General features: G+C 75.1%; 20 protein-coding genes and 1 pseudogene. 11 read left to right on the plus strand and 10 right to left on the minus strand.

All coding sequences use genetic code 11. From position 1 onward, the window contains the following. The first annotated feature begins 1 nt into the window (after position 1). Genes ACSHWO_RS32125 through ACSHWO_RS32135 form a run of 3 tightly spaced genes read left to right on the plus strand, consistent with a single transcriptional unit; the run spans position 2 to position 3,355 of the window. A complete protein-coding gene (locus tag ACSHWO_RS32125) occupies positions 2-556 on the plus strand; it encodes a hypothetical protein (RefSeq protein WP_438317613.1) in 555 nt (184 codons plus the stop codon). A gap of 13 nt (positions 557-569) precedes the next feature. Further along, positions 570-1,796 (plus strand): MAB_1171c family putative transporter, encoded by a 1,227-nt coding sequence (locus ACSHWO_RS32130; RefSeq protein WP_361086975.1) that lies wholly within the window; start codon positions 570-572, stop codon positions 1,794-1,796. Beyond that, a complete protein-coding gene (locus tag ACSHWO_RS32135) occupies positions 1,793-3,355 on the plus strand; it encodes an amidase (RefSeq protein WP_438317617.1) in 1,563 nt (520 codons plus the stop codon). Before ACSHWO_RS32130 ends, ACSHWO_RS32135 begins: the two co-directional genes overlap by 4 nt. A 249-nt stretch (positions 3,356-3,604) precedes the next feature. On the opposite strand, the gene ACSHWO_RS32140 is transcribed toward ACSHWO_RS32135, so the two are convergent. Further along, positions 3,605-4,834, minus strand: a complete 1,230-nt coding sequence (locus ACSHWO_RS32140) for a serine hydrolase domain-containing protein (RefSeq protein WP_438317620.1) — start codon at positions 4,832-4,834, stop codon at positions 3,605-3,607. Between the two features lie 408 nt (positions 4,835-5,242). On the opposite strand from ACSHWO_RS32140, the gene ACSHWO_RS32145 reads away from it, so the two are divergent. Beyond that, positions 5,243-6,244: a helix-turn-helix domain-containing protein gene (locus ACSHWO_RS32145; RefSeq protein ID WP_438317623.1), complete on the plus strand. Its 1,002-nt coding sequence runs from the start codon at positions 5,243-5,245 to the stop codon at positions 6,242-6,244. A 43-nt stretch (positions 6,245-6,287) separates the two neighbouring features. Here ACSHWO_RS32145 and ACSHWO_RS32150 read toward each other — a convergent pair whose 3' ends face one another. Continuing rightward, positions 6,288-7,580: an LCP family protein gene (locus ACSHWO_RS32150; RefSeq protein WP_438317626.1), complete on the minus strand. Its 1,293-nt coding sequence runs from the start codon at positions 7,578-7,580 to the stop codon at positions 6,288-6,290. 191 nt (positions 7,581-7,771) lie between these two features. Then, positions 7,772-8,416 carry a GNAT family N-acetyltransferase gene (locus ACSHWO_RS32155; protein ID WP_385805653.1) on the minus strand — a complete coding sequence of 215 codons (645 nt, stop codon included), beginning with the start codon at positions 8,414-8,416 and terminating at the stop codon, positions 7,772-7,774. A gap of 129 nt (positions 8,417-8,545) precedes the next feature. Between ACSHWO_RS32155 and ACSHWO_RS32160 the strand changes: the two genes are divergently transcribed. The 3 genes from ACSHWO_RS32160 to ACSHWO_RS32170 all read left to right on the plus strand — a co-directional run bounded on the left by ACSHWO_RS32160 (position 8,546) and on the right by ACSHWO_RS32170 (position 11,703). Further along, positions 8,546-9,286 carry a siderophore-interacting protein gene (locus ACSHWO_RS32160; RefSeq protein WP_361086993.1) on the plus strand — a complete coding sequence of 247 codons (741 nt, stop codon included), beginning with the start codon at positions 8,546-8,548 and terminating at the stop codon, positions 9,284-9,286. 104 nt (positions 9,287-9,390) lie between these two features. After that, a complete protein-coding gene (locus ACSHWO_RS32165; RefSeq protein ID WP_438317630.1) occupies positions 9,391-11,049 on the plus strand; it encodes a hypothetical protein in 1,659 nt (552 codons plus the stop codon). 87 nt (positions 11,050-11,136) lie between these two features. Beyond that, positions 11,137-11,703, plus strand: coding sequence for an NADPH-dependent F420 reductase (locus ACSHWO_RS32170; RefSeq protein WP_438317633.1), 567 nt, complete (start codon positions 11,137-11,139; stop codon positions 11,701-11,703). On the opposite strand, the pseudogene ACSHWO_RS32175 reads toward ACSHWO_RS32170, so the two are convergent. The 3 genes and pseudogenes from ACSHWO_RS32175 to ACSHWO_RS32185 form a co-directional block, all read right to left on the minus strand. Next, positions 11,673-12,195, minus strand: a pseudogene (locus ACSHWO_RS32175) (DUF6308 family protein). The gene ACSHWO_RS32170 and the pseudogene ACSHWO_RS32175 sit on opposite strands and share 31 nt — an antisense overlap. After that, positions 12,192-13,415, minus strand: coding sequence for a VWA domain-containing protein (locus tag ACSHWO_RS32180; RefSeq protein ID WP_438317636.1), 1,224 nt, complete (start codon positions 13,413-13,415; stop codon positions 12,192-12,194). The pseudogene ACSHWO_RS32175 and the gene ACSHWO_RS32180 overlap by 4 nt, the downstream one beginning before the upstream one ends. Positions 13,416-13,559: 144 nt before the next feature. After that, positions 13,560-14,045, minus strand: coding sequence for a VOC family protein (locus ACSHWO_RS32185; protein ID WP_361087481.1), 486 nt, complete (start codon positions 14,043-14,045; stop codon positions 13,560-13,562). Positions 14,046-14,507: 462 nt separating this feature from the next. Here ACSHWO_RS32185 and ACSHWO_RS32190 point away from each other — a divergent pair, with 462 nt between their 5' ends. Continuing rightward, on the plus strand, positions 14,508-14,939 hold the full coding sequence (locus ACSHWO_RS32190) for a hypothetical protein (protein ID WP_438317639.1): 432 nt from the start codon (positions 14,508-14,510) through the stop codon (positions 14,937-14,939). A 13-nt stretch (positions 14,940-14,952) separates the two neighbouring features. Here ACSHWO_RS32190 and ACSHWO_RS32195 read toward each other — a convergent pair whose 3' ends face one another. From ACSHWO_RS32195 to ACSHWO_RS32205, 3 genes are all read right to left on the minus strand, one after another. Then, complete coding sequence (locus ACSHWO_RS32195; protein WP_385805644.1) at positions 14,953-15,783, minus strand: class I SAM-dependent methyltransferase; 831 nt, start codon at positions 15,781-15,783, stop codon at positions 14,953-14,955. Positions 15,784-15,879: 96 nt separating this feature from the next. Further along, positions 15,880-20,634 (minus strand): hypothetical protein, encoded by a 4,755-nt coding sequence (locus ACSHWO_RS32200; RefSeq protein WP_438317642.1) that lies wholly within the window; start codon positions 20,632-20,634, stop codon positions 15,880-15,882. A 128-nt stretch (positions 20,635-20,762) separates the two neighbouring features. Beyond that, positions 20,763-21,464: a YoaK family protein gene (locus tag ACSHWO_RS32205; RefSeq protein ID WP_438317645.1), complete on the minus strand. Its 702-nt coding sequence runs from the start codon at positions 21,462-21,464 to the stop codon at positions 20,763-20,765. 189 nt (positions 21,465-21,653) lie between these two features. Between ACSHWO_RS32205 and ACSHWO_RS32210 the strand changes: the two genes are divergently transcribed. Continuing rightward, entirely contained in the window at positions 21,654-23,333 is a 1,680-nt protein-coding gene (locus ACSHWO_RS32210) for a CocE/NonD family hydrolase (RefSeq protein ID WP_438317648.1), read from the plus strand. A gap of 43 nt (positions 23,334-23,376) precedes the next feature. On the opposite strand, the gene ACSHWO_RS32215 is transcribed toward ACSHWO_RS32210, so the two are convergent. Continuing rightward, positions 23,377-24,000 (minus strand): class I SAM-dependent methyltransferase, encoded by a 624-nt coding sequence (locus ACSHWO_RS32215; RefSeq protein WP_438317651.1) that lies wholly within the window; start codon positions 23,998-24,000, stop codon positions 23,377-23,379. A 355-nt stretch (positions 24,001-24,355) separates the two neighbouring features. On the opposite strand from ACSHWO_RS32215, the gene ACSHWO_RS32220 reads away from it, so the two are divergent. Both ACSHWO_RS32220 and ACSHWO_RS32225 read left to right on the plus strand, forming a co-directional pair. Beyond that, positions 24,356-25,009, plus strand: coding sequence for a hypothetical protein (locus tag ACSHWO_RS32220; protein WP_438317654.1), 654 nt, complete (start codon positions 24,356-24,358; stop codon positions 25,007-25,009). Between the two features lie 219 nt (positions 25,010-25,228). After that, complete coding sequence (locus ACSHWO_RS32225) at positions 25,229-26,614, plus strand: serine hydrolase domain-containing protein (RefSeq protein ID WP_438317657.1); 1,386 nt, start codon at positions 25,229-25,231, stop codon at positions 26,612-26,614. The last annotated feature ends 64 nt before the right edge of the window (positions 26,615-26,678 follow it).

Consider the following 26,678-nt stretch of genomic DNA (forward strand, 5'->3'; position numbering starts at 1 on the left):
CATGTGGCTCAGCCGTCGTAGCCGCCGCGCCGGCCGCAAGGCCGACGAGGCCTACGAGGTCGAGCGCCGGAACCGGGAGTTCGTCGGCAACCTCGGCCTGCCCGCGGTCGACAGCGTCCTGGACCTGGTGCCCTTCATGGAGGACTACCTCGGCCGCTCGATCCGGCTCATGCCGTTCGTGTCGGACCCGGCCGACCCCGACTCCCTCGACGCCTCCGCCCCGTGCGGCCTGTGGCTCGCCACCGGCGAGACGGACTACGTCTTCTACGACACCGCCATCAGCCGCGCCCACGCCGAGATCATCGTGGGCCACGAGTTCGGCCACATGCTCAAGCGGCACCGCGGCAACACCTCCGTGGAGGCCGGCAGCCTCGGCGGCCTCATCACCGACATCGACCCGGCCACCGTCCAACTCGTCCTCGGCCGGACCCGCTACAACGAGCCGGAGGAGTTCGAAGCCGAACTCCTCGGCTCCCTCCTCCAGGAGCACGTGAGCACCTCCCACCCGGCGGACGCCCGGGAAGCCGACCCCATCACCCGCACCTTGCTGCGCTGACCGACAGGGACCCGTGAAAGACATCCTTCACCCCCTGTGCCTGGCCATCGCCGGTACGGGATTCCTCATCCTCATACGTGACCTGGGTAAGAGCCGCCGCGACCCGGCGCTCGTCGCCCTCGCCTTCACGTACGGCTTCTCCGCGCTCAGCTACGCCGTCTCCCTCACCTGGGTGTGGGTGCGCGTCGACGGCCTCCTCGGCGTCCCGAACATCGTGGTGCCGATCGCCCAGGGCTTCGTGATCGTCGTCCTGGCCCTCCAGGCCACCGTCCTCGCCCACTGGTCGAAGCCCCGCGACGCGGCCCGCCGCCGCAGCCGGCTCCTGCTCGCCGCGGCCGCCGCGGTCATCACCGCCATGGCCGTGCTGTTCGCCTCGCTCACCCCGGCCACGACCCGGCCCACCGACTTCTCCCTGTACTACGCGCACGACCCCGTCTTCCAGGCCTACGTGCTGCTCTACTTCGGCACGTACAGCGTCGCCGAGACCTACCTCGCCGTGTCCTGCTGGAAGTACGCCCGCACCGCCACCACCCCGTCGATCGCGTTCAGCCTGCGCCTCGTCACCGTCGGCGCCGTCATCACCCTCGGCTACAGCGGCATCCGCATCGCCGCCGTCATCGGCGCCGAGACCGGATTCAGCGTCAGCAACCTCAACGGGTTCGCCTGGGCCTGCGGGGACATCGGCGCCACCCTCACCCAGATCGGCTACCTCATCCCGACCGTCGCCCGGCGCGCCGGCAGCGCCCGCGACTGGGCCGCCGCCCACCTCAGCCACCGCCGCCTGGGCCCCCTGTGGTCCGCCCTCGACCAGGCGGACCCCGGCATCACGCTGCGCCGCCCGACCCGCCAGGGCCAGGACATCCTGCGCGGCCGCAGCGCCCACTTCCCCCTGCTGCGCCGCCGCGTCGAGATCCGCCAGGGCCAGAAGCTGATGCGCCGCTACCTCGACCCGGCCGTACGGGCGGAGTCGGAGGCCCGCCGCGCCGGCGAAGGCCTCTCCGCCGCCGAGTTCGCCGCCGCCGTCACCGCCGACCAGATCCGTGCCGCGCTGGTCCGCCACGCGGCCGACGACCCCGTCGACACGCCCGCCGAGTACGCCGACGCCGAACTCGCCCTCGCCACGACCGAGGACGAGCTGGCGCACCTCCAGCGCGTCGCCGCGCACTTCAGACCTCCCACGGCCCAGAGCCGCCGCAGCGCAACCGACGTCCGCAGCGCCACCTCAGGAGCCCGTTCGTGATCCTCCGACGCACCCTGCTCATCGCCTCCACCGCCGTCGCCGCGGCGGCGTCCATGGCCACCATGACCGCGGCCGCCCGGTCCCGGGCCGCCGCCTCCCCGAGCACGCCCCTGCACCTGGCGCCCGCCCGCGACCAGCTCGCCGCACTGCGCCGCCGCACCACCACCAGCCGCGACCTGCTGGAGCAGTACCTCCGGCACATCGACAGGACCAACCCCGGCCTCAACGCCGTCATCACCCTGGACGCCGAAGGCGCCCGCGCCGCGGCCGACGCCGCCGACCGACACCTGGCCAGGACCGGCAAACCGCTCGGCGTGCTCCACGGCCTGCCCGTCACCGTCAAGGACGCCCTGGAGACGAAGGGGCTGCGCAGCACCTGCGGCGCACCCGACCTCACCGACCACGTCCCCGACCGGGACGCGGACGCCGTCGCCCGGCTGCGCGCCGCCGGCGCCGTGATCGTCGGCAAGACCAACGTCCCGGTCCTGTGCCAGGACCTGCAGACCTCGAACCCGCTGTTCGGCACGACGAAGAACCCGTACGACGGCACCAAGACCGCGGGCGGCTCCTCCGGCGGCCCGGCCGCGGCCGTCGCCGCCGGCATCAGCAGCCTGGAGATCGGCTCCGACCTCGCCGGCTCCCTCCGCCTCCCGGCCGCCTACTGCGGCGTGTACGCCCTGCGCCCCAGCGGCGGCATCGTCCCCACCCGCGGCCACATCCCCCGGCCGCCGGGCTGGCTGTCCAGCTCCGACATGCTCACCCTCGGCCCGATCGCCCGGACCGCGGACGACCTCGACGTCCTCCTCGACGTCCTGGCCGCACCGGCCCCCGCCGAGGCCGCCGCCTGGCGGATCGAGCTGCCCGCGCCGCGGCGCCGCCGCCTCGCGGACTACCGCGTCGGCATGTGGCAGGACGACCCGTACTGCCACGTCGACGCATCGATCCGGCAGCTCCTCGACGAGATCGCCGGGATCCTGCGCTCGTCCGGCGCCGCCGTCGACGGCACCACCCGGCCCGTGCAACTCGCCGACAGCGACAGGCTCTTCCAGCGCCTGATGTTCGCGACGGCCAGCGCCACCGCCACCGACGCCGGCTTCGCCGACGACATCGCCGCCGCCGACAGGATCCCCGCCGACGACCCGAGCGGAATCTTCCTGCACTCCCGCACGATGCGACACCGGGACTGGCTGCGCGCCAACGAGGAACGCGAGAAGCTGCGCGGCCACTGGGCCGACTATTTCACCACCCACGACGTCCTCATCACCCCGGCCGTCCCCAGCACCTGCGTCGACGACCAGACGTCCACCCCTGTCCCGGACCGGTTCATCACCGTCGACGGGCAGAAGCGCCCGTACTTCGACCAGACGGCGTGGCTGAACCTGGCCGGCCACGTCCGCCTGCCGGCCGTGGTCATGCCCGCGGGCCGGACGGCCGAGGGCCTGCCCCTCGCCGTCCAGATCATCGGCCCCTACCTGGCCGACCGCACGGTCATCGACCTGGCCAGGCACCTGGCGCGGAAGCTCCCCAAGCCCGCGCAGCCGCCCGCGCTCACCACGTGACCGGGCGCCCATGACCGGGCTCGCTCTGCCCCCACGGGGGTGGGGCGGGGCGAGCCCGTACGACGCGCAGAGGGGCCCCGGGAGAACCGGGGCCCCTCTGCGGTGTCCCTCGGGACACGAAGGGGCCCGGATACCGACGGGGGAAACGGTACCCGGGCCCCTGATCATCATCTTAGTCCCCTTCGTCCCGTGGTGTCGCCGTGTGCACCGGCGTCCGCGGAACGCCTCAGGTCGCGGGGATCCCGGCGGTCACTTCCGTTCGCACAGCGCCGAGTCCAGTACCTGCTCCATCTGCGCCGCGGGGATGTTGGTGGCGAGGTGCGCGTTGGTCACCACGGCGGCGTGCCGACCGTCCTCCGTGACCAGCGTCTGCGTGTAGTACCCCGGCACCATGCCGTTGTGCCCCCAGGCCACGCCCCCGCACGGCAGCGGCTGCCGGATCAGCCCGAGCCCGTACCCCCAGCCGGCGGCCGCGTCCCCGACGGCGACCGCACGCTTCATCTCCGCCAGGCCCGCAGGCGACATCAGCCTGCCGCCGAGCAGCGCGTGGTAGAAGGCGGTCAGGTCCTGCTGGGTGGAGACCATCGCGCCGGCGGTGCTGAAGAAGGAGGGCTCGAAGGACAGTACGTCGGTCCAGAAGAAGAACGAGCCCACCCGGACGCCGTGGTACCCGCGCACGGTGGGGGCGGGCAGGCTCCGGTCGCCGGGTGCCGGGAAGCGGGTCCCTGTCAGGCCGAGCGGTTCGATGACGCGGTGCGTGATCACCTCGTGGGCGCGCCCGCCCGTCACCTTCTCGATGAGCATGCCGAGGATCTCGTAGTTGGTGTTGGAGTACTGGAAAGCGCTGCCCGGAGCGGCGGCCGACGGCCGACGCAGCCCGTCCTCGACGAGCGCCGCCAGAGCGTACGTGCCGTCCGGATCCGCTCGCGGGAGGGGTGCGTTGTTGACCGGGATCCCGCTGGTGTGCTGGAGCAGGTGGCGCACGGTGATGGCGTTGCCGTCGTGCCCGTTCCCGGTGACCACGCCCGGCAGGTACCGCTCGACGGGCGCGTCGAGGGCGACCCTGCCCTCGTCGACCAGTTGCAGCACGGCCACCGCGGTGAAGACCTTGGTCTGGCTGCCGATGCGGTAGTGCTCGGTCGGCTGGATCGGCCGGTCGGTGTTGATGGTTCCCGTGCCGACGGAGAGTTTCCAGGAGCCCGTGGCGTCGCCGGCGTGGACCGCGGCGCCCGGGCCGGCGTTCGACTGGAAGGTCTTCAACGCCGCCAGCGTGGCGCCGTGGTCGTCGGCGGCGGGGGAGGGAGCCTCGGACCGGGCCCGGATCTGGGTCTGGGGCTGGCTCTGGGGCTGCGGCCGGGTCCCGGGCAGTGCGGTGGACTGGGCGGCACGGGCCTGGGCCGGTAACGACAGCGCGAGCACCGCGGCGCAGACGGCAGCGGCCGCCGCGGAGAACCGGACCTGGGGTGTGATCGGGGGCACGTCGTCTCCTTGGTGGTGGGAGGGGCTCGGCGGGGGAGAGGAGTGGTCACATCCGGCCATGGGGTGCCGGTGGTGGCGGTCCGGCCGGCCGTGCACGAGGGGCGCGGCGCCGCAGCGGCCCCCTTGGCAAGGGCCCCCACGGCCAGGCTGACCCGAAGGTCTGTGAAACACCGCACAGCCCGCGCACGGGGGAAAGGCTCCGCGCCGCACCCCCATGCGGGTTGGATGGGTTCCCGGACGCCGCGGCCGCACCCCCCCACGCCGGATGTGATCCGTCGTCATTCAAACGGGTGACGCGGTCCGTGTCCCGGCCCGGTGACCTTGCCGAACGGTTCCCGGACAACCGCCGGACATCCCGGCGTCCGCCGCGCCGCCGACGCGCTGCCCACGGACGAGGAGGAACGAGAGATGGGACGCCGGGAACAGCCGCTCGACCCCGACCGGGGGCCCCTGGCCCGGTTCGCCCACGACCTACGGGAACTGCGGCGGCAGGCCGGGAGCCCGCCGTACCGCCAACTGGCGGCCCGGGCCCACTACTCCGCCTCCACCCTGGCCGAGGCCACGGCCGGCCACCGCCTGCCGAGCGCCGCCGTGCTGGCCGCCTTCGTGAACGCCTGCGGAGGCGACCCGGAGGAATGGGAACGGCGCCGCATCGACACCCACCGCCTCGTCACCGCGCCGGCGCAGGCCCCCGCCCCCGTGGTCCCCGCCCTTCCAAGCCCTGTGCCGCCGGGGCCGACGGCCCGGCGCCGCCGTGCGGCCGGTCTCGTCCTCCTGGCCGGCCTCCTCACGCTCGGCGCGTTCGCCGCCGGGGACACCAGACCCCGGAACGCCGCCGCTCCCGGCTCCGACGGGACCCGCTCCGCGGCCGCGGACCTGGCGGCGACGGACCCCCGACTCCCCGACGACGGGCGGTGGCTGCGCGCCGACTCGGACGTCCCGGAGCGCTACCGGGCCCTGATCGTCGAGGCGGGCACCACCTGCCACGTCCCGCAGGTGACCCCCGTGCTGGTGGCGGCCATGCTCAGGGCCGAGAGCGGGTTCGACCCCGGGCTCAGCGACCCGGCCAAGGACGAGTACGGCATCGCCCGTTGGACGCCGCGGGTCCTGCGCTACTACCTGCCGCCCGACCGGCAGCACACGGTGCCGAAGCCGCCGTTCACCCCCGAGGACTCGATCCCCGCCATGGGCCGGATGCTCTGCGCCCTCGCCCCCGAACTGGAGGGCGTGCCCGGCGACCCGGCCCTCAACCTCGCCGCCGCCTACCGCACGGCCACGTGGATCGTGCAACGGCAGGGACCCGAGCTCGACCGCGTCCGGCCCTATCTGGAGCAGGTCCGTACGGCCATGCTCGACTACGCCCCCGGGTCGCCCCCGCCTCCGGCCGTGGCAGCGCCCGGCGGGCGGTGATCCGGACGGAACCGGGTCTGCGGGTCACCCGTTCACCAGGTCGTCACCGGGTGGTGGCGAGGCAACCGAGACGGTCGGCCGTGACCGGGGCGCCCTCGACGGCGTTCCGGTCGTAGGTGACCGGCTTGACGGTGACGGCCCGGGCGCCGACGGCCACGTCGAGGTACGCGTCGTGGCCCGGCACGACCTGCCGGCGGGCGCCCGGCAGGGCCGCGGCCAGGGTGGCCGCGTCGCTCTCCCGCCCGGGCGCGTACCGGATCATCGGCGGGCCCCCCGGGCGGGCCTTCGGCGCCGCGGCGGAGGTGTCGGTGACGACGAACCCGCCGGCCAGCAGGGCCGCCGCCACGGCGCCGTCGTCCACCCGGACCTTGATCCCGGCGGGGTTGGTGGGCGCCGGGGTCTCGGGGACGGGCTGGATGCGCCGGTCGCCGGTGACGGGCCGGTCCGCGGCCAGGGCCGCCCACAGGGCACGGGAGCGTTCCTCGTCCCACAGGAGGGTCGACCCGACGCCGGGCACCCGGTGGTCGAAGGCCTTGATCGGGACGGTCGCGAACTCGGTCCGCTCCGGCCGCAGCCGACCGAAGGCCGTGCCCAGCCGGACCAGGTCGGCGAGGTCGGTGCCGGTGTCGGTGCGTACCGACAGGAGCAGGGTGCGGGCCGTCTCCGCGGCGGTGAGGGGATCGGCCAGGGCCCCTTCGACGGTGAGGCGGGTCAGCAGGTCCGAGACGGCGCGCTGTTGGCGCCGGACGCGGCCGAGGTCCCCCGGGCGATCGACGTGCCGGGCGCGGACGTAGCGCAGGGCGCCGTTGCCGTCGGCGTGGTGCATGCCCGGGGTCAGGTCGAGGCCGGAGTTCTCGTCCTTGAGGGGCTTGTCGGTGCACAGGGCCGCTCCGCCCAGCCCGTTGACGGCCCGTTCGAAGCCGGTGAACCCGGTTTCGAGGTAGTGGTCGATGCGCAGGCCGGTCGCCTTCTCGACGGTCCTGACCGTCAGCGGACCGCGGCCGCGCGCGTACGCGCCGTTGATCTTGCCGAGGACGCCGCTGCCGTCCGCGTACTCGACGTACGAGTCGCGCGGGATCGACACGATGCTGGCCCGACGGGCGTCCTGCGACAGGTGCACCAGCATCATGACGTCGGTGCAGTTGCACCCGGTGCCCCCGACGTGCAGCCGCTCCTTGTCCGCCTTCGACAGCCCGGCGCGGCTGTCGATCCCGACGACCAGGACGTTCGTCCCGCTGCCCGGCGCGGAGCGGTCGGCGGGCGCCGGCGGACCGGCCCAGGCAGCACCCGAAACCAGCGTCGTCAGCAGGGTCAGCGCAGTGGCAAGACGGAGCACGCCTACTCCCAGGGCCGGGCGGACCGACGGGCCGGAGGCCCGCCGGTCGGCGGATCGGACGGCGAACGCTAGCGATTCCGGAGCGGGCCGTGCCGGCGGCGCGCCGAGACGGCCGGCCACCGTACGGAACGCCGCCGCGGGCAGCGACGCAGACAAGCGGAAGCGGAAGCGGATTCCGGGGCGGCTTGCGGCTACGGGGAGAGCACGGTGCCGACCTCCGGGGCCGGCAGCACCTCGGGGCGGTCGAGGAAGGCCAGCACGGCCTGCTTCTCGGGGAGGTACACCTCGGGCAGGTCGATCTCCGGCAGGGTGATCTCCCCGTGCCGGACGAAGCCGAGCCGGTCCAGCATGGCGAGGGCCTTCTCGTTGCGGGCGTCGGGTTCGCCCACCGCACGCAGGACCGCCGGGTCGCGGAACGTGAAGCGGATGAGCGACCCGACGAGGGTGCGGCTGAAGCCCGGGCGGGGTCGGCCGGCCGCCGGGGCCAGCATCAGGTGGACGCCGATGTCGCCCTCCCGCACCTCGTAGCACTCGCTGACCCGGTCCTCCTCCGGTTGGTACGTCTGGAACAGCGCCACCGGCTCGTCGTCCAGCCGGACCATGAAGGCGTGATGGGTGTCGCGGCGGTCCACGTCCTCGTAGATCTCCTGGACCAGTTCACGGCTCGCGCCGTTCATGCCCCAGAACGATGCGCGCTCCTCGACGACCCAGGAGTGCAGCACGGCGGAGTCCGCCGCGGGGTCGACGGGCGTGAAGCGGACGGTGCCGAAGCCTTGGACGGTCTCGGTGTGGACGTCCGCGCGCGGGGATACGAGGGCGGTGGAGTCGGGTCTCATACGGTGTTCTGTTCCTTCGTGTCGTACCTGTCGTAGGGCGGTGGCGTGCGGGGCGGTGCACACATCGACGCCCAGATGCATTAGGTTAGGCTCGCCTAACTGTATCGGGGTTCAGGGGAAGGGGCGGACATGGGCGTCGCCAAGGGTTGGGAGGGCGTGGTCCTCAAGCTGCTGAGGGGCAAGGACTTCACGTTCACGGTCACGGGAGCCGAGCAGGTCACCCCGCACTACCGCCGGGTGTGGTTCAGCGACGGCGGGCTGCTCGCGGCCGCGGGGGAGTCCCTGCACCCGACCATGTGGGTCCGGCTGTGGTTCGACGACGACGGCAAACCCCACCAGCGCGCCTACACCCTCGTCGACCCCGACGCCGAGGCGGGCGCGTTCGCCCTGGAGTTCGCCCTCCACGACGGCGTGGCCAGCGACTGGGCGCGCAACGCCGCCCCCGGCGACACCGTCGAGGCCACCGTCCAGGGCACCGGCTTCACCGCCCCCGCACCGGCGCCCGAACGGCTGTTGGTCATCGGCGACCCGGCCTCCCTCCCGGCCATCAACTCCCTGCTGGACGCCTACCCGCAGACCCCGGCCACGATCTGGTTCGAGACCCAGCACGAGGCGGACGCCGACCTGCCGGTGCGCCTCGACCCCGACCGGCACGACATCCGCCGCGTCCCCCGCTCCGGCGACGGCGCCGCCCTCGTCGAGCGGATCCGCGCCGAACTGCCGGACCTGGCCTCCGACCCGGAGTCGGCGTACGTGTGGCTGGCCTGCGACACCGTGACCACCCGCACCCTGAGCGGCTACCTCCGCAAGGACCTCGGCCTGCCCAAGCAGCGTGTCAACAGCCTCGGCTACTGGCGGGCCGCGGCCTGACCCCCGCCCCGCGGCGTCGCACGGCCGCCGCCGCGATGGCAGGATGCCGGGAGCGGGGCGGGCCCGCGCGACCTCCGGGGGGACCGTTGCAGGGGCTGGACACGGTGGACTGGCACGAGCTGGAAGCGGAACGGCCCGGCTGCTCGGCCACGGAGATACCGAAGGTGCTGCGCCGGATCGCACGGGCGGACGCCGCCACCCCGACCAGCACGCTCGAGCGGACCCAGGGCGACCTACAGGACCTCCTGCTGGAGCCCGGCCGGGTCACCGAAGCGGGCACGGCCGCCCTGCCGTTCCTGGTGGACCTCGCGCTCGACCCGGACACGGTCGGCCGGCCGTTCCTGCTGGAACTCCTCGCCGACCTCGCCCACGGCGCGGCCGACCACCCCCGGGCCACGGCCTGGCGGCAGCAGTGGCCCCGCCTGAGGACCCTGCTCGCCGACCCCGACCCGGAAGTACGGCGCACCGCACTGCGGTTCATCGCCGACCGGGCCGCCGCCCTGCTGGAGCGGTGGCAGCAGGAAACGGACCCTTCGGTCCGAGTGCCCCTGCTGCTGGCCCTGGGCAGGGCCGCGGCCTCCGACGGCCCGGCCGCCGAAGTACGAGCACTGCTGGACGGCCTCCTCCACGGCGACGACCGCGTCCTACGGGTCACGGCCGTGATCGCCGCGGCGCCCCTCGACCCCCGGACACCGCAGCGCGCCCTGCCCGTGCTGCTGGAACTCCTCGCCGACCCGGCCCTCGCCCCGGAGTTCGAGAAGGTCTGGTACGAGATCGGCTGCGAGTACCCGTACGACCGCGACGACGTCGTGTCCCGGGTGGTCCACCTGCTGGAACAGCACGACCCGCTGACCGCGGTCTCGTTCGTCGCCGACCTCGCCGCGGCCGGACGCCGCACGGGCGACGCGGGCCTGCGCCGGTGCGCGCTCGACGGGGCGTGGAAACTGCTGCGGGACCGGCCCTCCCCGGCCGCCGCGGTGCTGCCGCTCGCCGCCGGGCTGCTGGAGGACGAGGACGACGGCGTGCGCTACCGGGCGGCACACCTGCTGGCCGTCCTCGGCCGCCGGGCGGCACCCCACGCCGACCGGCTCGCCGTACGCCTCGACGACCCGGGCGAGGCGGAGTTCTTCGACGGCACCGTCGGCGACCATGCCCGCTGGGCCCTGACCCGGATCGGGGACCCGCGCGCCCTGCCCGACCTCGTCGAGCGGCTCGTCGCGCCGTACCGGGACATGCAGGGCCGGGGCTACTGCATCGGCGACCCGCGGCAGCCGGACGTCGCCGACGTCCTCCGGCCGCTGCGCGCCCATGCGCAACTGCTCCTGCCCGCGGTACGGGAGGCCCTGCGCGACGAGGTCGCCCGGACCGGCTGGCTCGTCCGGGACCTCCGTGACGTGCTCCGGGCCTGGGGCGAGGACCCGCTGCTCCCCGGCGAGACGGACCTGCACCACCCGCACTGGGTACCGCGGCCGATGTCGCCCGCCGATGCGGAGGCGACCGTACTGGCCTGTGCCGCGGACGGGGAACTCCTCGGGCGGTTCGGCCACGCTCTGGATTCGATCACCGCCCGCGGCCACCTCGGCTCCGGGCCGGTCCGGCAGGCGCTGACAGCCCTGCGGGCCGCGGACCGTAGGCTGACGGCGTACGGCGACTACCGCGCCTTCCTCCAGGACGAGGAGATCCGCGCTCAGATCGACTCGGTCCTCGCCCTGCCCGAAGGCACCGGCGCCCGAGGAGCACCCGGAGAAGAGGCCCACGGATGAAGATCGCACTGCTGGGGACGGGCGGCGTGTGCCACGCCCTCGCCCCCGCCTTCCTCGCCCTCGGGCACGAGGTGACCGTCGGGACCCGTGACCCCGCTGCCACCCTGGCCGGCAACCAACCCGGCCTACGCACGGCTGGCCGCCCGCTGCCCCGGACTGGACCTGCGCACCTTCGAGGAGGCCGTACCGGGCGCCGACCTCGTGGTGAACGCCATCGACGGGCCGTCCTGCGTCGGCGCGCTCACCCCGCTGGCCGGCCTGCTCGCGGGCCGGACCGTCATGGACGTCTCCAGCCCGTACGACTGGTCCGCCGCCGGGGGCGTCCTCGACCCCGTCAACACGGACAGCCTCGGCGAGGAGCTCCAGCGGGCGCTGCCACAGGCCCGGGTCGTCAAGACGTTCAACACCCTCGCCGCCGAGGTCATGCCGAACCCGGCGGCCGTCGGCGACGGCGACCACACGGTCTTCGTCAGCGGCGACGACGCGGAGGCGAGGGAGGCGGTGACCGCCCTGCTGACGGCCCTCGGCTGGCGGGACGTCCTCGACCTGGGCGGCATCCGCACCGCCCGGGCGACCGAGATGATGCTGCGGATGTTCATCGACGCCTCCGCCGCCGTGGGCACCTATCGGCTCGGCTTCAAGATCGTCCGCTGACGGTCAGGAGCAGCGGCCCCGCTGGTGGTCCACCGGTGGTGCATCCACACCACCACGTCGCAGACCCGCAGCGCGCTGACCGTCCCGGGAAGGCCCGCGGCCTGCCGCAGGTCCGCCGGCCCGCGCTGGAGCGCGCGGCCGTCGGCGCGCAGCGCGGCTCGCAGGTCCAGCCGGAAGGACTGCGGCCGGCCGAGGGCGCAACGGACGGCCTGGTCGTAGACGGGTAGCAGCCGCGGCCATGTCCCGGTCGCGGGGGATGCGGCTCAGCAGCTCGGACACCCGGGCGCCGAGGTCGCCCTCGAGGAGGTCGAGCGCAGCCTGAACAGGAATCCTGACCGACAGGGTCTGTACGGTGATCAGGTCGCCGGCGCTCGAACCGCGCCCCGTGAACGGGACTTCGCGTCCGCCGCCGGTTCCGAAGCAGCGCCGCGGGTCCGACTCGGCCCGAGGGGAGGCGATGAGACCGCCCAGCCGCTGCTGCAGCGTCTTCACCGCCGCAGCCAGGCGGCGAAGGCCTCGACGAGGCCGGCGTAGAACCGCTCGTCCGGCACGGATCCGGGATTCTTGGTCGCGTCGTAGAAGGCCACCTTGGTGAAGGTGGCGGAAGCGGACGCGTTGAGGTTCCGGTAGAACGCCAGCTTGCCCCGGCCGAAGCCGACGAAGAGCCAGAAGACCCCCAACGGTGCGGTGTTCTGCAGCAACGCGCGGACCTCGGCCTTGTCCAGGGGCTCGTCCCCGACCTGCGTCACGACGAAGGCGGGATCGACGGCTCCGGACTCCTGGTAGTGCCCCGCGGCACGGCGCATCGCCGCGGCGACGTTGCCCCACCCCCAGTCCACCTGGGTGTGCAACTGCCCGATGCGCCGCCGGTAGTTGTCCAGCCGGATCTCCTCCAGGAACGGCTGCTCCCCGCTGGAGAAGATCACCGGCACGGTGCCGTCGCCGTCCAGGTTGGCCGACAGCGCCAGGACCCGCTCCGCGAAGGCCTGCACGGCGAACGACTCGTACAGCTCCTCCATGTGCCAGTCGTGATCCAGAATCAGGTACACCGCGGCCCGTCGGTCGGCGATGCTGCGGTCCGCGAGGATCCTGCCGGCCTGCCGCGCCGGGGGCACCAGCCCCGGCGCGAGGCGTTCGACCTTCGACAGGTCCACCTCGGACCCCGAAGGGCTCGGATTCCCGCCCGCCCGGCCGGGCGGCGGCAGCGGCGGCGTCGCCGCGGGTTCGGATTCGACGTCGACGCCGTAGTCGGTGGCCACACCGGCGAGGCCCGACGCGTAGCCCTGCCCGACGGCGCGTACCTTCCAGCCGGCGGCGCGCCGGTACAGCTCCGCCAACACCACGACGGTCTCCCCGCACGTGAAGTCCGGAGCGGTGAAGGACAGCGTGGGGGACCCCGGCTGGGTGATCAGCAGGAGCGGTGCACGGGTGAAGACCGCCCCCGGCTGCAGCGGGTCGGCGCTGGCCATGACGGCGACCCGCTCCACGCCGGCCGGCACGCGTGCCAGGTCGGCCGTGACCGTCGAGCCGTCGACGGACACGCCGCCCTGGGACGGGTGGTTGTAGAACACCAGGTCGTCGTCACTGCGGACCTTGCCGTCCGCGCCCAGCAGCAGTGCGGAGACATCCGCGGCCAGTCCCTGAACGGACACGGCCAACGCCACCGGTGCCGTCGTGAGCGCGGCGTTCTCCCCTTTGCGCAACGACGTCATGTGCTGCTCCACCCCCGTGATCGCCGAGAGGGAAACCGTAGCGGCGCCGTGCTCGACCGTTGCGGGTTTCGGCGGAATCCGACCGGCTCGCCCCCCGGCGCGGTGCGAGAGCAGTCTCGCCCGCTCCGACGGGAGGGGAGTCGGTCACCCGGCGGCGGACAGGCGGAGGCGGAGATCCGCGTCCGAGACGTCCTCCAGGTGGGTCAGGAACACCCACATGTGACCCGAGGGGTCCTTGAGGATGACGGTGCGATCGCCGTGGAACATGTCCGTCGGCGGCTGGAGGATCTCGGCACCGGCGGCGCCCGCGCGTTCCGCGAGGTCGTCGACGTCCGGAACGAAGACGTGCAGCGTGACGGTGGTGCCGCCGCCGAGCGAGGCCGGCGAGGTGAAGGCACCGGCCTCCGCCTCGTCCACGCTGGCGTCGCCCAGCATCAGGACCGACCCTCCGACGCTGATCTCGGCGTGCAGGATCCCGCCGCCCGGGGCGCCGATCCGGAATTCCTCGCGGGCGCCGAACGCCCGCTGGTAGAAGTCGATCGCCGCGGCGGCGTCATCGACCATGATGTGCGGGATCACGGCGTAGCGGTACCGGTCGGGGGTCGCGGCGGCCGCGGCGTGCTCGGTCATGGTGAACTCCTCGTCCAGGCGCCCCGGGTCGACTCCCGCGGGCACTGCCAGGACCGTAAGAGCTCACGTTTGGTTCAGGTCAAGCGTCCGCCGCGGCCGGGCACCCCCGCGACCGGAGGCCTGGGTTCCGCCAGGGGCGCGGGGATGGGTTAGGATCGATCCGAGCTCGCCGCCGCACGAAGCGGTGGTGGGACCGGCGTTGGTGGTCCAAGGAAAGGCACCCCACTTCCTGTGGGGGGATGCAGGTGCAAGGCCTGCCCAGCGCTCGATCAAGGCCCCGGCCTCCGCGAGGAGACCGGGGCCTTCGCCGTGCGTCGGCCGGGATCGGGCCGGCTGCTTCACGCGGCTGCCGACCACGTGTGCGGCGGGAACGGCCGGGCGCGGTGCCGCGTCCTCTCCGACGAGGGGCGCGCCGGGTGCCGGGCGCAGACGGCAGGTCGGGAAGGACAGGGAGGCGGCGCAGTGCGCGGAGAACGGCGGTCAGGGGCGGGACTCGTGGTGCTGGCCGTGGCGTTGCCGCTGGTCCCGGCGGCGGTCGTGATGGCGGTGGTGGTCACCGGAACCGGCGCGTCGGGGCAGAGTGCGCTGCACCGGGCCGCGCACGACTACCTCGACGCCGTGGGCCGCGGCGGGCCCGCACCCGCGGCCGGCCCCGGAACCGACTGCCCGGGCGGGCAAGGGGATCCGGCGGCCACGCTGCGCGGCCTGGCGCCGGCCTTCGGACACCGCATCGTGTCGTCCACGGAGAGCGGTGGCACGGCCGAGGTCAACGCGGACCTCACGCCGCCGGACGGCGGCGCCCCCGTGGCCGTCGTCCTGGAGTTGCGCCGGACGGGAGACCGCTGGGACGTCTGCGCGGCCTCCACCGGCCGCGTGGTGATCGACCCCTTCTGACGCCGCCCCGTGCTCAGCTCGTCCGGTGCGCCGTGAGCAGGAGGTACTCCCACTCCATGGCGCCGTCCCGGGTGTGCTCCTCGGCCAGCGCGTCGAGTTCGCCGTCCAGGGCGGCCTCGCGGTCCCGGTCGTCACCGAGGGCGCGGTAGACGGCGATGGTCGGGCCGTAGCAGGCCTTGAAGAACGTACGGAAGTCCCCGCGCTCGGGGAAGGCGTCCACGCGGACGGTCGTGCGACGTGCGTCGACGTCGGTGACGCGGTCGCCGAGCAGCGCGTACACGTGCTCCTCGTCCCCCCACAGGGGTGGCGGCTGGGCCCCGGGCGGCGGTGGGGGCGCGTACGGCTTCATCACCGTGAACATCCGCCCGATGAACCCGTCCGGCGTCCAGTTGGCGAGGCCGACCGTACCGCCCGGGCGGCACACCCGGAGCATCTCGTCGGCGGCCGTCTGGTGGTGCGGGGCGAACATGATGCCGAAGCAGGACATGACGACGTCGAACTCGCCGTCCGCGAACGGCAGGTGTTCCGCGTCCGCCTCCCGCCACTCCAGCTGGGCGCCGCGCACCGTGGCCAGGTGCTGGCCCACTTCGAGGAGTTCGGGGGTGAGGTCGCTGGCCACCACGTCGGCTCCGGTGAGAGCGGCCGGGATGGCGGCGTTGCCGGAACCCGCGGCGATGTCGAGCACGCGGTCACCGCGGCGCACGCCGCACTCGCGGACGAGTTCGGCACCGTTCTCCGGGATGACGTGGGAGGCCACGGACGGGTAGTCCCCCATGGCCCACACGGCCCGGTGGCGGGCCTTCAGCGCGAGATCGGCCGCGACCGGATCGGTCGCCTCGGACATGACCGCCTCCAGGGCTCGGACGTGCCCCCTGTCCGAGCATAGGCGGGTCCGGCCGGGGCCGCCGTTCGGGTGAACGGCGGCCCCGCGGCCGGCGGGCTACCGGTCCGTTCGGGACAGCGCCGTACGGGCCCGGGCCCACGCCCCGGCGAACTGCTCGTGCGGCGGCAGTGGCGGGAGCAGGCGCAGCAGCGGCGTGTGCAGGATCGTGCCCGATGCCGACGCCAGGTGGGCGGGGAGCTTGTCGCCCTCCACCGGCAGGTGCGGCGCCTTCAGCCGGACCCACGGGCCCGGTGCGAACAGGGTGCGTCCGGCGCGGGCCCGCTTGCCGCCCTCCACGGCTCCGGTGGCCAGGAGTTCCGCCTGGGCGGCCTTGTGCCGGGCGGCCGTCCAGCCGTTCCAGCGGCGTACGGCGCGGTCGGTGGGCCGGGCGAGGGCCGACACCTGGAGGTACAGGGCCGCCGCATCGGGGCCCGTACCCAGCGCGGCGGCGACCTCCGCCACCAGCTCGGGGGCGCTGAGCGCCGGGTCGTTCTCGTAGCCGCCCTCCGGAACGGGTGTGGTCGAGGCGCGGGCCGCGAGGCGGTCGAGCCCGTCGAGGAGCTGCTTGGTGCGGCGCAGCTCGGTCAGCAGCCACGGCCGGCTGTCGGCGGCTGCCAGGGCCTCGGCCCGTGCCAGGCGGGCCGGGTCGGCCAGGGCGGCGGGCCGCAGGAAGGCGTCGCCGGCGGGTACGGCGACGACGAACAGCCCGTCGTCGACGGCGGTGGAGACGGACGGGGCCTTCTCCCACAGCGGTTCGGGGCAGGGCCGCACCTCGCCCCCGTACGGGACGAACGCCGGGTCGGCGGCGGCCGTGGCGGCGAGGTCCTCGAACCCGCCGAGCGGGACGAGCGTCCCCGGGTCGTCGAGGCGGGCCCGCAGCCGTCGGTACAGGTCGAGGGCGCCCCGGGCGGCGGGATCGCCGACCGGGCGTTCCGTGAGCGCCCAGGCGATCACGGAGGCGGCCGTGCGGTGCGCCGGCTCGCCGGGCCGGACGTAGCCCCAGACGGACCGCTCGGGCGCGCGGTGCTCGACGACGAGGCCCCCGAGGCGGCTGCCGGTCAGGACGAAGCCGGCCTCGCCGTACGGCGCGTCCTCGGGAGCCCGTCCGGCGGGCAGGCTGCGAGCCCAGCCGTCGCAGAGCCCGAGGTCGGCGGCGAAGGCGGTGGCGAGCTCCTCGTCGGCGTACTCCTCGGCGCCCAGCAGCCCGGTCCAGACGGCGGCCATCCGCTCGGCCGCGGCCGTCGTGGCGGCGGGCTCCCACAGCTCGGTCGGGTCGCAGGGCAGGCCGGCGGAGAGGACCGCGCGCCGCCCGCCCGGGCCGAGCCGGCGGCACAGCTCGTCGTAGAGCGGGATGACGTCCTTGCCCGCCTTGTACGGGGCGGAGCCGAGCAGGGCGAGGTGCTCGTCGTGGCGTTCGCGGCCGGGGAGGCCGGCGAGGACCAGGGCCGCGACGGGCACCCGGACGCCGGTCAGCCGAGCGAAGGCCTCGACCGCCTCGGGGCCGACGGTGACCGGGCCCCGCTCGGCGAGCAGGGCGAGGAGCCGGGGCAGACGTGCGGCGTCGTCCTCCTCGACCGTGACGTCGGCGGTGTCGGCTGCGCCGTCCGGCGCGGGCGCGGCGGACGGCTGGACGAACCAGGCCGTGCCCTCGCGGACGGCGCCCGAGGCCAGCGGGTGGCGGGCGTCGGCGGCGCGGCGGGCGGCCAGGGCTCCGGGGGCGGCGCGGCCGGTGCGCCAGGTGCTGCCGCGGACGGCGAAGGGCTGGCCGCTCCAGGTCTCCAGCAGGGAGACGAGCGCGGCCCGGTCCGCGTCGGAGGTGGGCGCGACGGCGGCGCGCCAGGCCGCGGCGCCGATCCCGGCGCCCAGCAGGGCCTGCCAGGCCGCGGGGGCGGCGGGCAGCGCCAGGACGCGGGTCTCGTCGTCGATCTCCCCCCGCAGGTGGCGGCCGTCGGCGGCGACGGCGGTGAGCAGGGCCGGCTGCGGTGCGGGGCCGGGCTCGTCGTGGCGCCGCCGGGCGTCGGACAGCAGCCCGTGCAGGGCCGGGACCAGGACGGTGTCGGGGGTCTCGGCGGGCAGGGTCACCACCGGCCCGGCGCGCAGCGCCGCGACCTTGTGGGACAGGGCCCGGCGGCGCCGCAGCACGTCGGCCGCGAGCAGGGCGGCCCGGGCCGCACCGGCCGCGATCCGGGGCTCCAGGGGTCGGCCGGGGGCGGAGCCGGGCAGGGCCGCGGTCACGGCGGCGTCCGGTTCGCCGCGCAGGGCGGCGTCGAGGAGGCCCCGTACGGCAGGGTCGCAGACCGCGCGCAGGGCGGCGGAGGAGTCCTCGCAGCGGGGGGTGAGGAAGTGCCAGAACGCGGGTGGCGGGAAGGGGCCGGCCGCGTCTCCGAAGCCGGTGGTGCGGCGGCTGCCGGAGCCGGGGAAGCCGTGGGTCTGCCAGAGCAGGGAGTTGTCCCCGGCGGCGTGGACGCGGAAGGTCTCCTGGCCGGCCAGGACCGCGTCCTCGCCGCCGGCCGGCATCCGGATCACGCCCCAGGGGCGGCGGCCCCAACGCCGGCTGCGGTAGGCGGCGGTGCGGCCGTCGATGCCCTCCAGGACGAACGACGTGGGGGAGGGGCCCGCGTACGGGGTGTGGTACAGGACCCGGAAGCCGACGAGCCGGCCGTCCTGGCCGAGCGGGGAGGCGGGGGCGCCCGGGGGCAGGGCGGCGAGGGTCAGCAGGTCGCCGAAGTGGGCGGTGCCGGGCGGGAGCGGGGCCGCGGTGTGGAAGGCGGGCAGGTTGCTGCCGTCCGAGAGCCGGGCGTGGCGGGTAGCGGCCCTTCGGGCGCCGGTGCCGGCGTCGAGGGGGGCTCCGGTGGCGGGGTCGAGGCGGGCGCCCGTGGCGGGGTCGGCCGGCACCCAGCTGCCCGCCGAGCCGAAGACCTCGGTGGTCCACAGCTGCCGGCCGTCGCTCATCTGGACGTCGTGGGAGCCGATGCCCTCGCGGCCGCCGGGCCGCAGGACCCGTTCGCCGTCGTACCGCCCGCTGCCGTCCGGGGTCTCGAACTGGTAGCCGAGCCCGCCCTGGATCATGCCGCCGTAGCGGCGCAGGCCGAGTTTCTCCTCCGGCTCGAACACCTCGTCCGGGCGGTCGGACCAGAAGGCCAGCTCGCCGAAGGATCTGGCGTCGCCGCGGCAGGCCCAGCTGACGAGGAAGCGGCCGCCGACGTAGTGCACGGCGTGGGCGGCCGCGTCCTCGGGAAGGCGGAACGTGCAGGTGGCGCGGGTGCCCGCGTGGTCGACGGCCACGGCCCGGTCCCGGCCGTGGACGGTGAGCACCGGCCAGGTGGAGGTGACCCCCGTGACCCCGGTGGCTTCGGTGCTTCCGGTGCCCCCGCCGGCGTCGAAGCCGGCGACGGCCTCCTCCAGCGCCGGCCAGCCCCATTCCTCCGGCAGTCCGGCGCGCAGGGCACGGGTGAGCGGGCCCGTGAGGTCGAGGGCGGCGAGCGCCTCCTCGATGCCGTCCAGCGCGCGGGCGGTGGGCCGGTCCAGCAGAGCGTCGAGTTCGCGGACGGCCTCGTCGGCGGCGGCCAGGCCACCGCCGCGCAGGGCGTCGAGCAGGGCCTCGACCCGGCCGTGCACCTCGGCGGTGATGCCGGGGTTGCGCGGGAGCCGGGTGATCGCCGTCCCGGAGCCGCGCAGTCCGGCGTGGACGGTGCCCTCCAGGCGGGCGCCGAAGACGGGGTCGGCGGCCAGCGCCAGCAGGTCGCGCCGCAGGTCGCCGTCGCGCAGGGCGAGCGGCACGGCCGGCCCGGGATCGGCGACGGCGATCCCTTCGGCGAGGCAGGCGTCGAGGAGCTCGGCGTCCAGGCCGGGCCACTGGTAGCGGTCCTCGTGCAGGGTGAGGGGCGCGGCGGCCCGCAGCCGCGGGGCGAGCCGGGTGAGCACTTCGAACAGCTCGTCAGGCAGCGGCTGCCGGGTCACACCGCCCCCGCCGGCGGGACGGTGCGAGTAGCGCTGCGCGTACCGGCCGAACCATGCGCCGGGGCCGCCCTGCGGGACGATGCGCCCGGCGACTGCGGCGTCGACGGCGCCGCAGTCGAGGAGCAGCCGCAGCCAGGCGGAACCGTCGCCGCGGGTCTCGGGGAAGAGGTCCAGGAGCAGGGCGTCGGTGGCGTCGCCCTGCGGGTGGGCGGCGAACAGCTCGCGGGCGGCGTCGAGCAGCCGGTCGGGGACGGCCTTGCCCTGCGCCGCGCCGAGCACGTGGCCGAGCACGCGGGCCTCCTCGGCGGGGCCGAGCCCGGCGGCGCGGGCCGAGAGCCGGACGCGGCGGGCCAGGTCGGCGGGGAGGTCGGCGGGGGACGCGGCCCACGCGCGCAGGACCCGTACGTACTCCTCGTGGGCGGCGGCCGGCTCCGAGCGGTCGGCCAGCCAGGCCTGGTGCTCGCCGAGTGCGGCGGCGGGCAGGGCGCCGCCGGCGGCGAAGACGAGCACGTTGGCCCGGTGCCAGTCGGGGTCGGGGGCAAGTCCGTTCGTGCGCTCGGCGGTTCGGGCCAGGGTGTAGGCGCGGGCGGCGGAGCGGGCGTGCCAGGCGATGAGCCGGTGTCCGACGGTGTCCCAGAACCAGGGCAGGTGGGCCGGATCCAGGCCCCGTACGCGCCGCTCCAGACCGTCGACGAAGCGGCCGGGCTTGTCGTGGGCGCGGTGGATGCCGCGGCGCACCTCGTCGAGCAGCCCGGTCGCGGTCTCCTCGGCGGCGGGGCCCTGGAGGCGGGCCCAGTCGGTGTAGGCGGTGGAGGACTGCGGGTCGGCGGGCGCCGCGATCTGGATCTTCATGCACCCGATCCTGGCACGCCCGTCCGACACCGTCCGCGGCAGCCGCCGGGACCGCCACACCCGTGCGACACCGACCCGCGGCGGCATCCGGTACCGCCGCGGCCCCGGCTTCCCCGCCCTACAGCGACTCAGCGCGTGTACAGCCGAGGCCGGGGCACGTACGCGACCGCCACCAGCAGCACGACGGCCGACGCCACCGTCAGCAGCCCGGCCACCGGCCAGCCGGCGTGCACCCAGGCCGCGCCCGCCACGCCGCCCGCGAACATCGCCCCGACCGAGGCCGCGCGCCGGACGGTCGCGGTCGGCCCGCGGGCGAGGAGGACGTCGTGGCCGAGCGCGGACCCGGCGACGAGGGTGGTCATGGCCCGGGTGACCAGGGTGGTGGGCAGGTCGGGGACCTGCACCCGCAGTGTGGTGACGTTGCGGACGCCCATCGCGGTCGCAAGCACGGCGATGGTGGCGAGGTGACGCGGGGTGGGGGCCCGGTGAACGGGGTGCAGGCCCCAGGCGGTGGCGGCGGCCGCCGCCACCAGCAGCGCCTCCGCCACCAGCGCGATGACGAACCACCGGTGCCGGTCGGTCTCCAGCCGGGTCTCCAGGCGGGACCCGAACAGGGCCCCGGCGAGGAACGCCGCGAGGGACACCGCCGGCGCCGCCACCGACAGCCCGCCCTCGCCCACCAGGCCGAAGCCGAGGAAGAGGACGTTGCCGGTCTGCATGGCCGTGAACACCGGCCCGAGGGTGAGCAGACTGGCGGCCTCCACCAGCCCCGTCGCCACCGTCAGCACGACCATGTACGGAACCAGCGCCACAGCGGCCTTCGCCTGCACGTCCCCTCCCGAGCGGCCCTGGGCCACCGACGGGCGACCCGCCTCCAGTCTCGGCGCCGTTGCCCGCCCCTCGCCGCGCCGTGGACCGCGTCGCGCCGCACACCGCACCTTCGGCGCAAGCGACCGGGCGGCCGGGGGAGCGGCCGAGCATCAATAACGTACAGTGTACGTAGAGAAGGGAGTGGAACCATGTCCTCACGAACCGTCAACACCCCCGCCCCGAAGCCCTCCCGGGTGCAGCCGCCCGGCAAACCGCCGCTGTCCGCCCGGCTGATGCGGGCGACCTGGCGCGGCCTGCCGGCGAAGCGCTACGAGGTCGGCCTGGAGCAGGGGCTGCAGGTGCCGGCCGCCGACGGCAGCCCGCTGATCACCGACCACTACTTCCCGCGCGGCGAGGGCGACTTCCCGACGCTCCTCGTGCGCTCCCCCTACGGGCGGGGCCTGCCGTGGTCCCCGATGTACGGCGTGCTCTTCGCCGAGCAGGGCTTCCACGTGATCCTGCAGAGCTGCCGCGGAACCGGTGGGTCCGGCGGCCGGTTCCACCTCTGGCGCAACGAACCCGCCGACGGCCGGGCCGCCGTGGCCTGGCTGCGCGAACAGCCCTGGTTCGACGGGCGCCTCGCCGCCATCGGCCCCAGCTACCTCGGCTACGTCCAGTGGGCCCTGGCCCTGGATCCGCCGCCCGAGCTCAAGGCGATGGTCGTCCAGCTCGGCCTGCACGACCCCCGGGCCCTGTTCCACGCCGGAGGGGTGCTCCACCTGGACACCGCCCTGGCCGTCGGCGCCGGCATGACCTACCAGCACCGCGGCACCGGCCCCTTCCTGAGGGCCACGATGCGCCTGCAGCGGAACCTGCGCGCCATCACCACGGCCCGGCCGCTGCGCAGGGCGTACGAATCCGCGCTGGGCGAAGTGCCCTGGCTGGACGGGGTGATGACGCACCCCGACGCCGACGACCCGTACTGGGACGGCGCCTCCCTCGCCCACGCCGCGGACCGGACGACCGTACCGACCGCCCTCGTCACCGGATGGCACGACGTCCTGGCCGACCAGGTCTTCGAGCAGTACGACGGGCTGCGCCGCGCCGGCTGCGAGACCACCCTCCTCGTCGGACCCTGGACCCACACCTCCGCCCTGCAGCAGGGCTGGCCCGCGGTCTTCGCCGAAAGCCTGGCCTGGCTGCGCGCCCACCTCGACGACGACCGCTCCGCGCTCCGGCCCACCCGCGTGCGGGTGCACATGAGCGGGGCCGAGGAGTGGCAGGACGTGCTCGACTGGCCGCTGCTCACGCCCCGCACGGCCTGGTACGCGACCCCCGACGCCCATCTCAGCCCCCACGCCCGGCCCTCCGCCGAGCCGGCCCCGCTCACCGCCTTCCGCTACGACCCCGCCGACCCCACCCCTTCCGTCGGCGGCCGCCTGCTCTCCCGCACCGCGGGCGCCCGCGACAACCGCGCGCTGGAGACCCGCGACGACGTCGTCACCTTCACCGGGCCGCCGCTGACGGCCCCCGTGGAGATCCTCGGCCCGGTCACGGCGCGGCTGGCGCTGTCCACCGACACCGGCCACTGCGACGTCGTGACCCGCCTGTGCGACGTCTCCCCCGAGGGCCGGTCCACGAACGTCTGCGACGGCGTCGCCCAGGTCCGGTCCACCCCGGACCTACCGACCGAGGTGACCGTGTCGATGTCCTCCGCGGCCCACCGTTTCGCCGCAGGCCACCGCATACGCTGGCAGATCAGCGCCGGCGCCCACCCCCGCTACGCCCGCAACCCCGGCACGGGCGTACCACGCGCCGAGGCCACCGAGTTCACCCCCACCCGCATCACCCTCCACACCCCTTCGGCCCTGCTCCTCCCCGAACGCTGAGAACACCGCCTGCCCGCCGCGGAGTTACAGGGGCGGCATGGGTCTAGGGGGACAGGGCGGTGCCGAGGGAGGCGGCGGCCAGGGGTTTCGGGGCGCCCTCCTCGTAGAACACGTCGAGCGCGGTGATCACGAAGCCCGCGGCCGTCAGCATGCCGACCGTCGACCGGGTGAGGTGGCAGCCGCCGAGCAGCCGCTTGTTGACCGGCTCCAGGCGCCGCTGCCAGCGGCGTACGCCCTCGTCCTCCGCCGGGGCCAGGCCGTGCTCCAGGAAGTGCAGGGTGCCGCCCGGCTTGAGGGTGCGCCGCAGCTCGCCCAGCGCCGCCACCGCGTCCGGGATGGTGCACAGCGTCCAGGTGGACAGGGCCGTGTCGAACGTGTCGTCCTCGAAGGGCAGCGACTGCCCGTCCAGGCCGGCCCGCCGTACGGGGACGGGGGACGCCAGGACCCGGTCGCGGGCCAGCCTCCACCCGACGTCGGAGGGCTCGACCGCGGCCACGCCGGTGACGGCCGGCGGGTAGAAGGGGACGTTGTGCCCCGTGCCGAAGCCGATCTCCACCACCTCGCCGTGCAGCCCCGCGCACACCCGCCGCCGCAGCGGCCGGGCGACCTCGGCGCCGCAGGCGACGTTCACGATCCGTGGCAGGACCTGGTCCGCGTACCAGCCCATCGCGGCCTCCCTCTCCCGTCGCACCAGCATGGCACCGCAACGGGCCGCACGTCCGTCGGCCGCCCGCCCGCCGCCGGCGGTACGACCGCCGCCTCCCCCGTCCGGGGTAGGCCGGTCGGGACGCGCGCAGGACGTCGGCGCCGCGTGGGTAGCGGCCTGGACCATCGCCAGGTCACCGCCGTACGCGGCGGCCGGCCCCGGGTGCGTCGAGGCGCTGAGTGGTAACCGCGGAACGGACCGGTTGGCCCTGACGGGTGGGCCGGCGCACTGCGCGAGCGTGGCGGTCGTGGGATGCGGGCCGGCTCGTGCTGCAATGCGCCGGGTCACTCGTCTGTTCCGCGATCGGGAGGCCGCCATGCACCACCGGTGGTCCGGGGCGCTGCCCTCGCCGTTCTCCCGGCAGGTGGGCCTGCTCGCCGGAGCGCTCGCCGCAGGCCTGCTCAGCCTGCTGCTCTACGCCGTCCACTGCGCCGAACCGGCGGCCGTGGTCGGCTCCGGGCTGATGGTCTTCGGGGCCGCAGCACTGGTCGGGGGAGGCATCGGCTTCCTCTTCGGCGTTCCCCGCACGATCTCGTCCGGCGACGCGCCCGGGGGCGACGGTGACGGGGCGGGCATCGCCGCCACGACGACCCTCTACGAGCCCAACACGAACCTGGAACAGGTCTCGGACTGGTTGACCAAGCTGCTGATCGGCGCAGGGCTGACGCAGCTCCCCGCTCTGGGGCAGGCCTTCCGGCGGCTGGCGTCGGCGCTGGCGCCCGCCCTCGGCGGACGGCCGGACAGCGCGGCCTTCGCCGGGGCCCTGGTGGCGGGCTCCTTCGTGTTCGGCTTCCTGTGCGGCTGGCTGGCCACCCGGCTGTACCTCGCACCGGCGCTGCGGGGAGCCGACGTCCGGGTGCTGGCCTACCTGCGGCAGGCGAACCGGGCCGAGTCGACCGGCGATCACGCCTCGGCGGACGAGCTCCGCTCCAGGGCGGCCGCGACCCTGCAGGGCAGCCTGCGCCCCTGATGCTGCGGCAAGTCGTCCCGGCACCGGTGAACGTCCGGGCCCGCCCGCCGGTATGACATATGTAACGAGTCGTCAGTGAACCGCTTCCTCCCGGAGGTTGAGAAGGGGGGCGGGCGGTTCGTCCCGGTGGAGGACGAAGCGGGGTGGAACGCGGCGGAAGAATCGGGGTGTTCGTGATCACCAGGCCCGGCACCCGGGCCGCCGACCCAGGAGAGACCCGTGGACCACTCCCGCCCCGGCCGTTCCCGCCCCCGCCGCCCCCGTCGGCTGCGCCGTGCCGCGGCGGCGAGCGCCGTCGCCGTCGCCCTGCTCGCCGGTCTCGCCCCCACCGCGTTCGCCGCCGGCCCGGACACCGCCGTTGCGGCCGCTCCGGCCGCCGGCCGCCTCGACCGGGCGGAGCTCGACAAGAAGCTGCGGGCCGTCCACGAAGCCGGAATCTACGGCATCTACTCGACGGCCCGGGACGGGCAGTCCCGCTTCGACGGGGCGGCCGGCTTCGCGGACGTGGACACCAAGCGCCCGGTCCGCCCGGACTTCCGGCACCGCGTCGGCAGCGTCACCAAGACCTTCACCGCCGTCGCCGTGCTCCAGCAGTCCGCCCGGGGACGCGTCGAACTCGACCGGCCCGTGGGTGACTACGTGCCCGAGCTGCTGCCGGGAGAGCGCGGCCGCAAGGTGACCGTACGCATGCTGCTCAACCACACCAGCGGCATCAACGACTACATAGCGGACGCCTTCCCCTCCCTCCTCAAGGGCACCACCGAAAGCCTCGACGACCACCGGTTCCGCACGGTGCGCCCGGCCGAGCTGATCGGATACGGGGTGGCCCGCCCGCAGCTCAGCGAACCCGGTGCCGAGTGGCACTACTCGAACACCAACTACGTCCTCCTCGGCGAGATCCTGCGCAAGGTCACCGGTCAGGATCCGGAGCGGGTCATCACCCGGGACGTGATCCGCCCGGCCGGCCTGCGGAACACCTACTTCCCCGGCACCGACCCGAAGATCCACGGCCCGCACGCCCGGATGTACGAGAGCTTCTACGGGCTGATCGACCCGCCGCGCGACTACAGCGACTACAACATGACCTGGGCGGGTACCGCGGGCGCGCTCGTGTCGACCACGCAGGACCTCAGCACCTTCTACCGGGCCCTGCTGAAGGGCGACCTGCTGCCGCGGGCCCAGTTGGACCAGATGCGCACCACCGTGGACGTCAAGACCCCGTCCGGGGAGGTCGCCATGCGCTACGGCCTCGGCATCTACTCCATGGACACGCCGTGCGGGCCGGCGTGGGGCCACGACGGCGCCGTCTTCGGCGCCGGGACGTGGGTGCTGTCCAGCCCCGAGGGCAGGCGGCAGTTCGCGATCGGCTACAACCTGATGAAGTACCAGCGCCTCAACGAGGCCGGCACGGAGCTGCTCGACCACCCGGCCGACGCCGCGATGCGGGCGTACAAGGACCAGGCCCTGTGCGGCAGCACGGCCCCGGCCCCGACTCCGGCCCCGGCCGCCCCCGTGCCCGACGCCAAGCGCGGTGGCCCGGCGGTTCCGCCGCTCCTCGACGCCCCGGCGGCCCTGGTCGCCCCGCGCGCCGCGCAGCGACGCTGACGCGCGCCGGGCACCGGCGCGCCGCCCCGCACCCCGCACCCCGCACCCGGGCACTGCGGGGTGC

Origin of the sequence: Streptomyces pallidus (ex Mingjun et al. 2026) (assembly GCF_051550185.1) — a bacterium.
GTDB lineage: Bacteria > Actinomycetota > Actinomycetes > Streptomycetales > Streptomycetaceae > Streptomyces.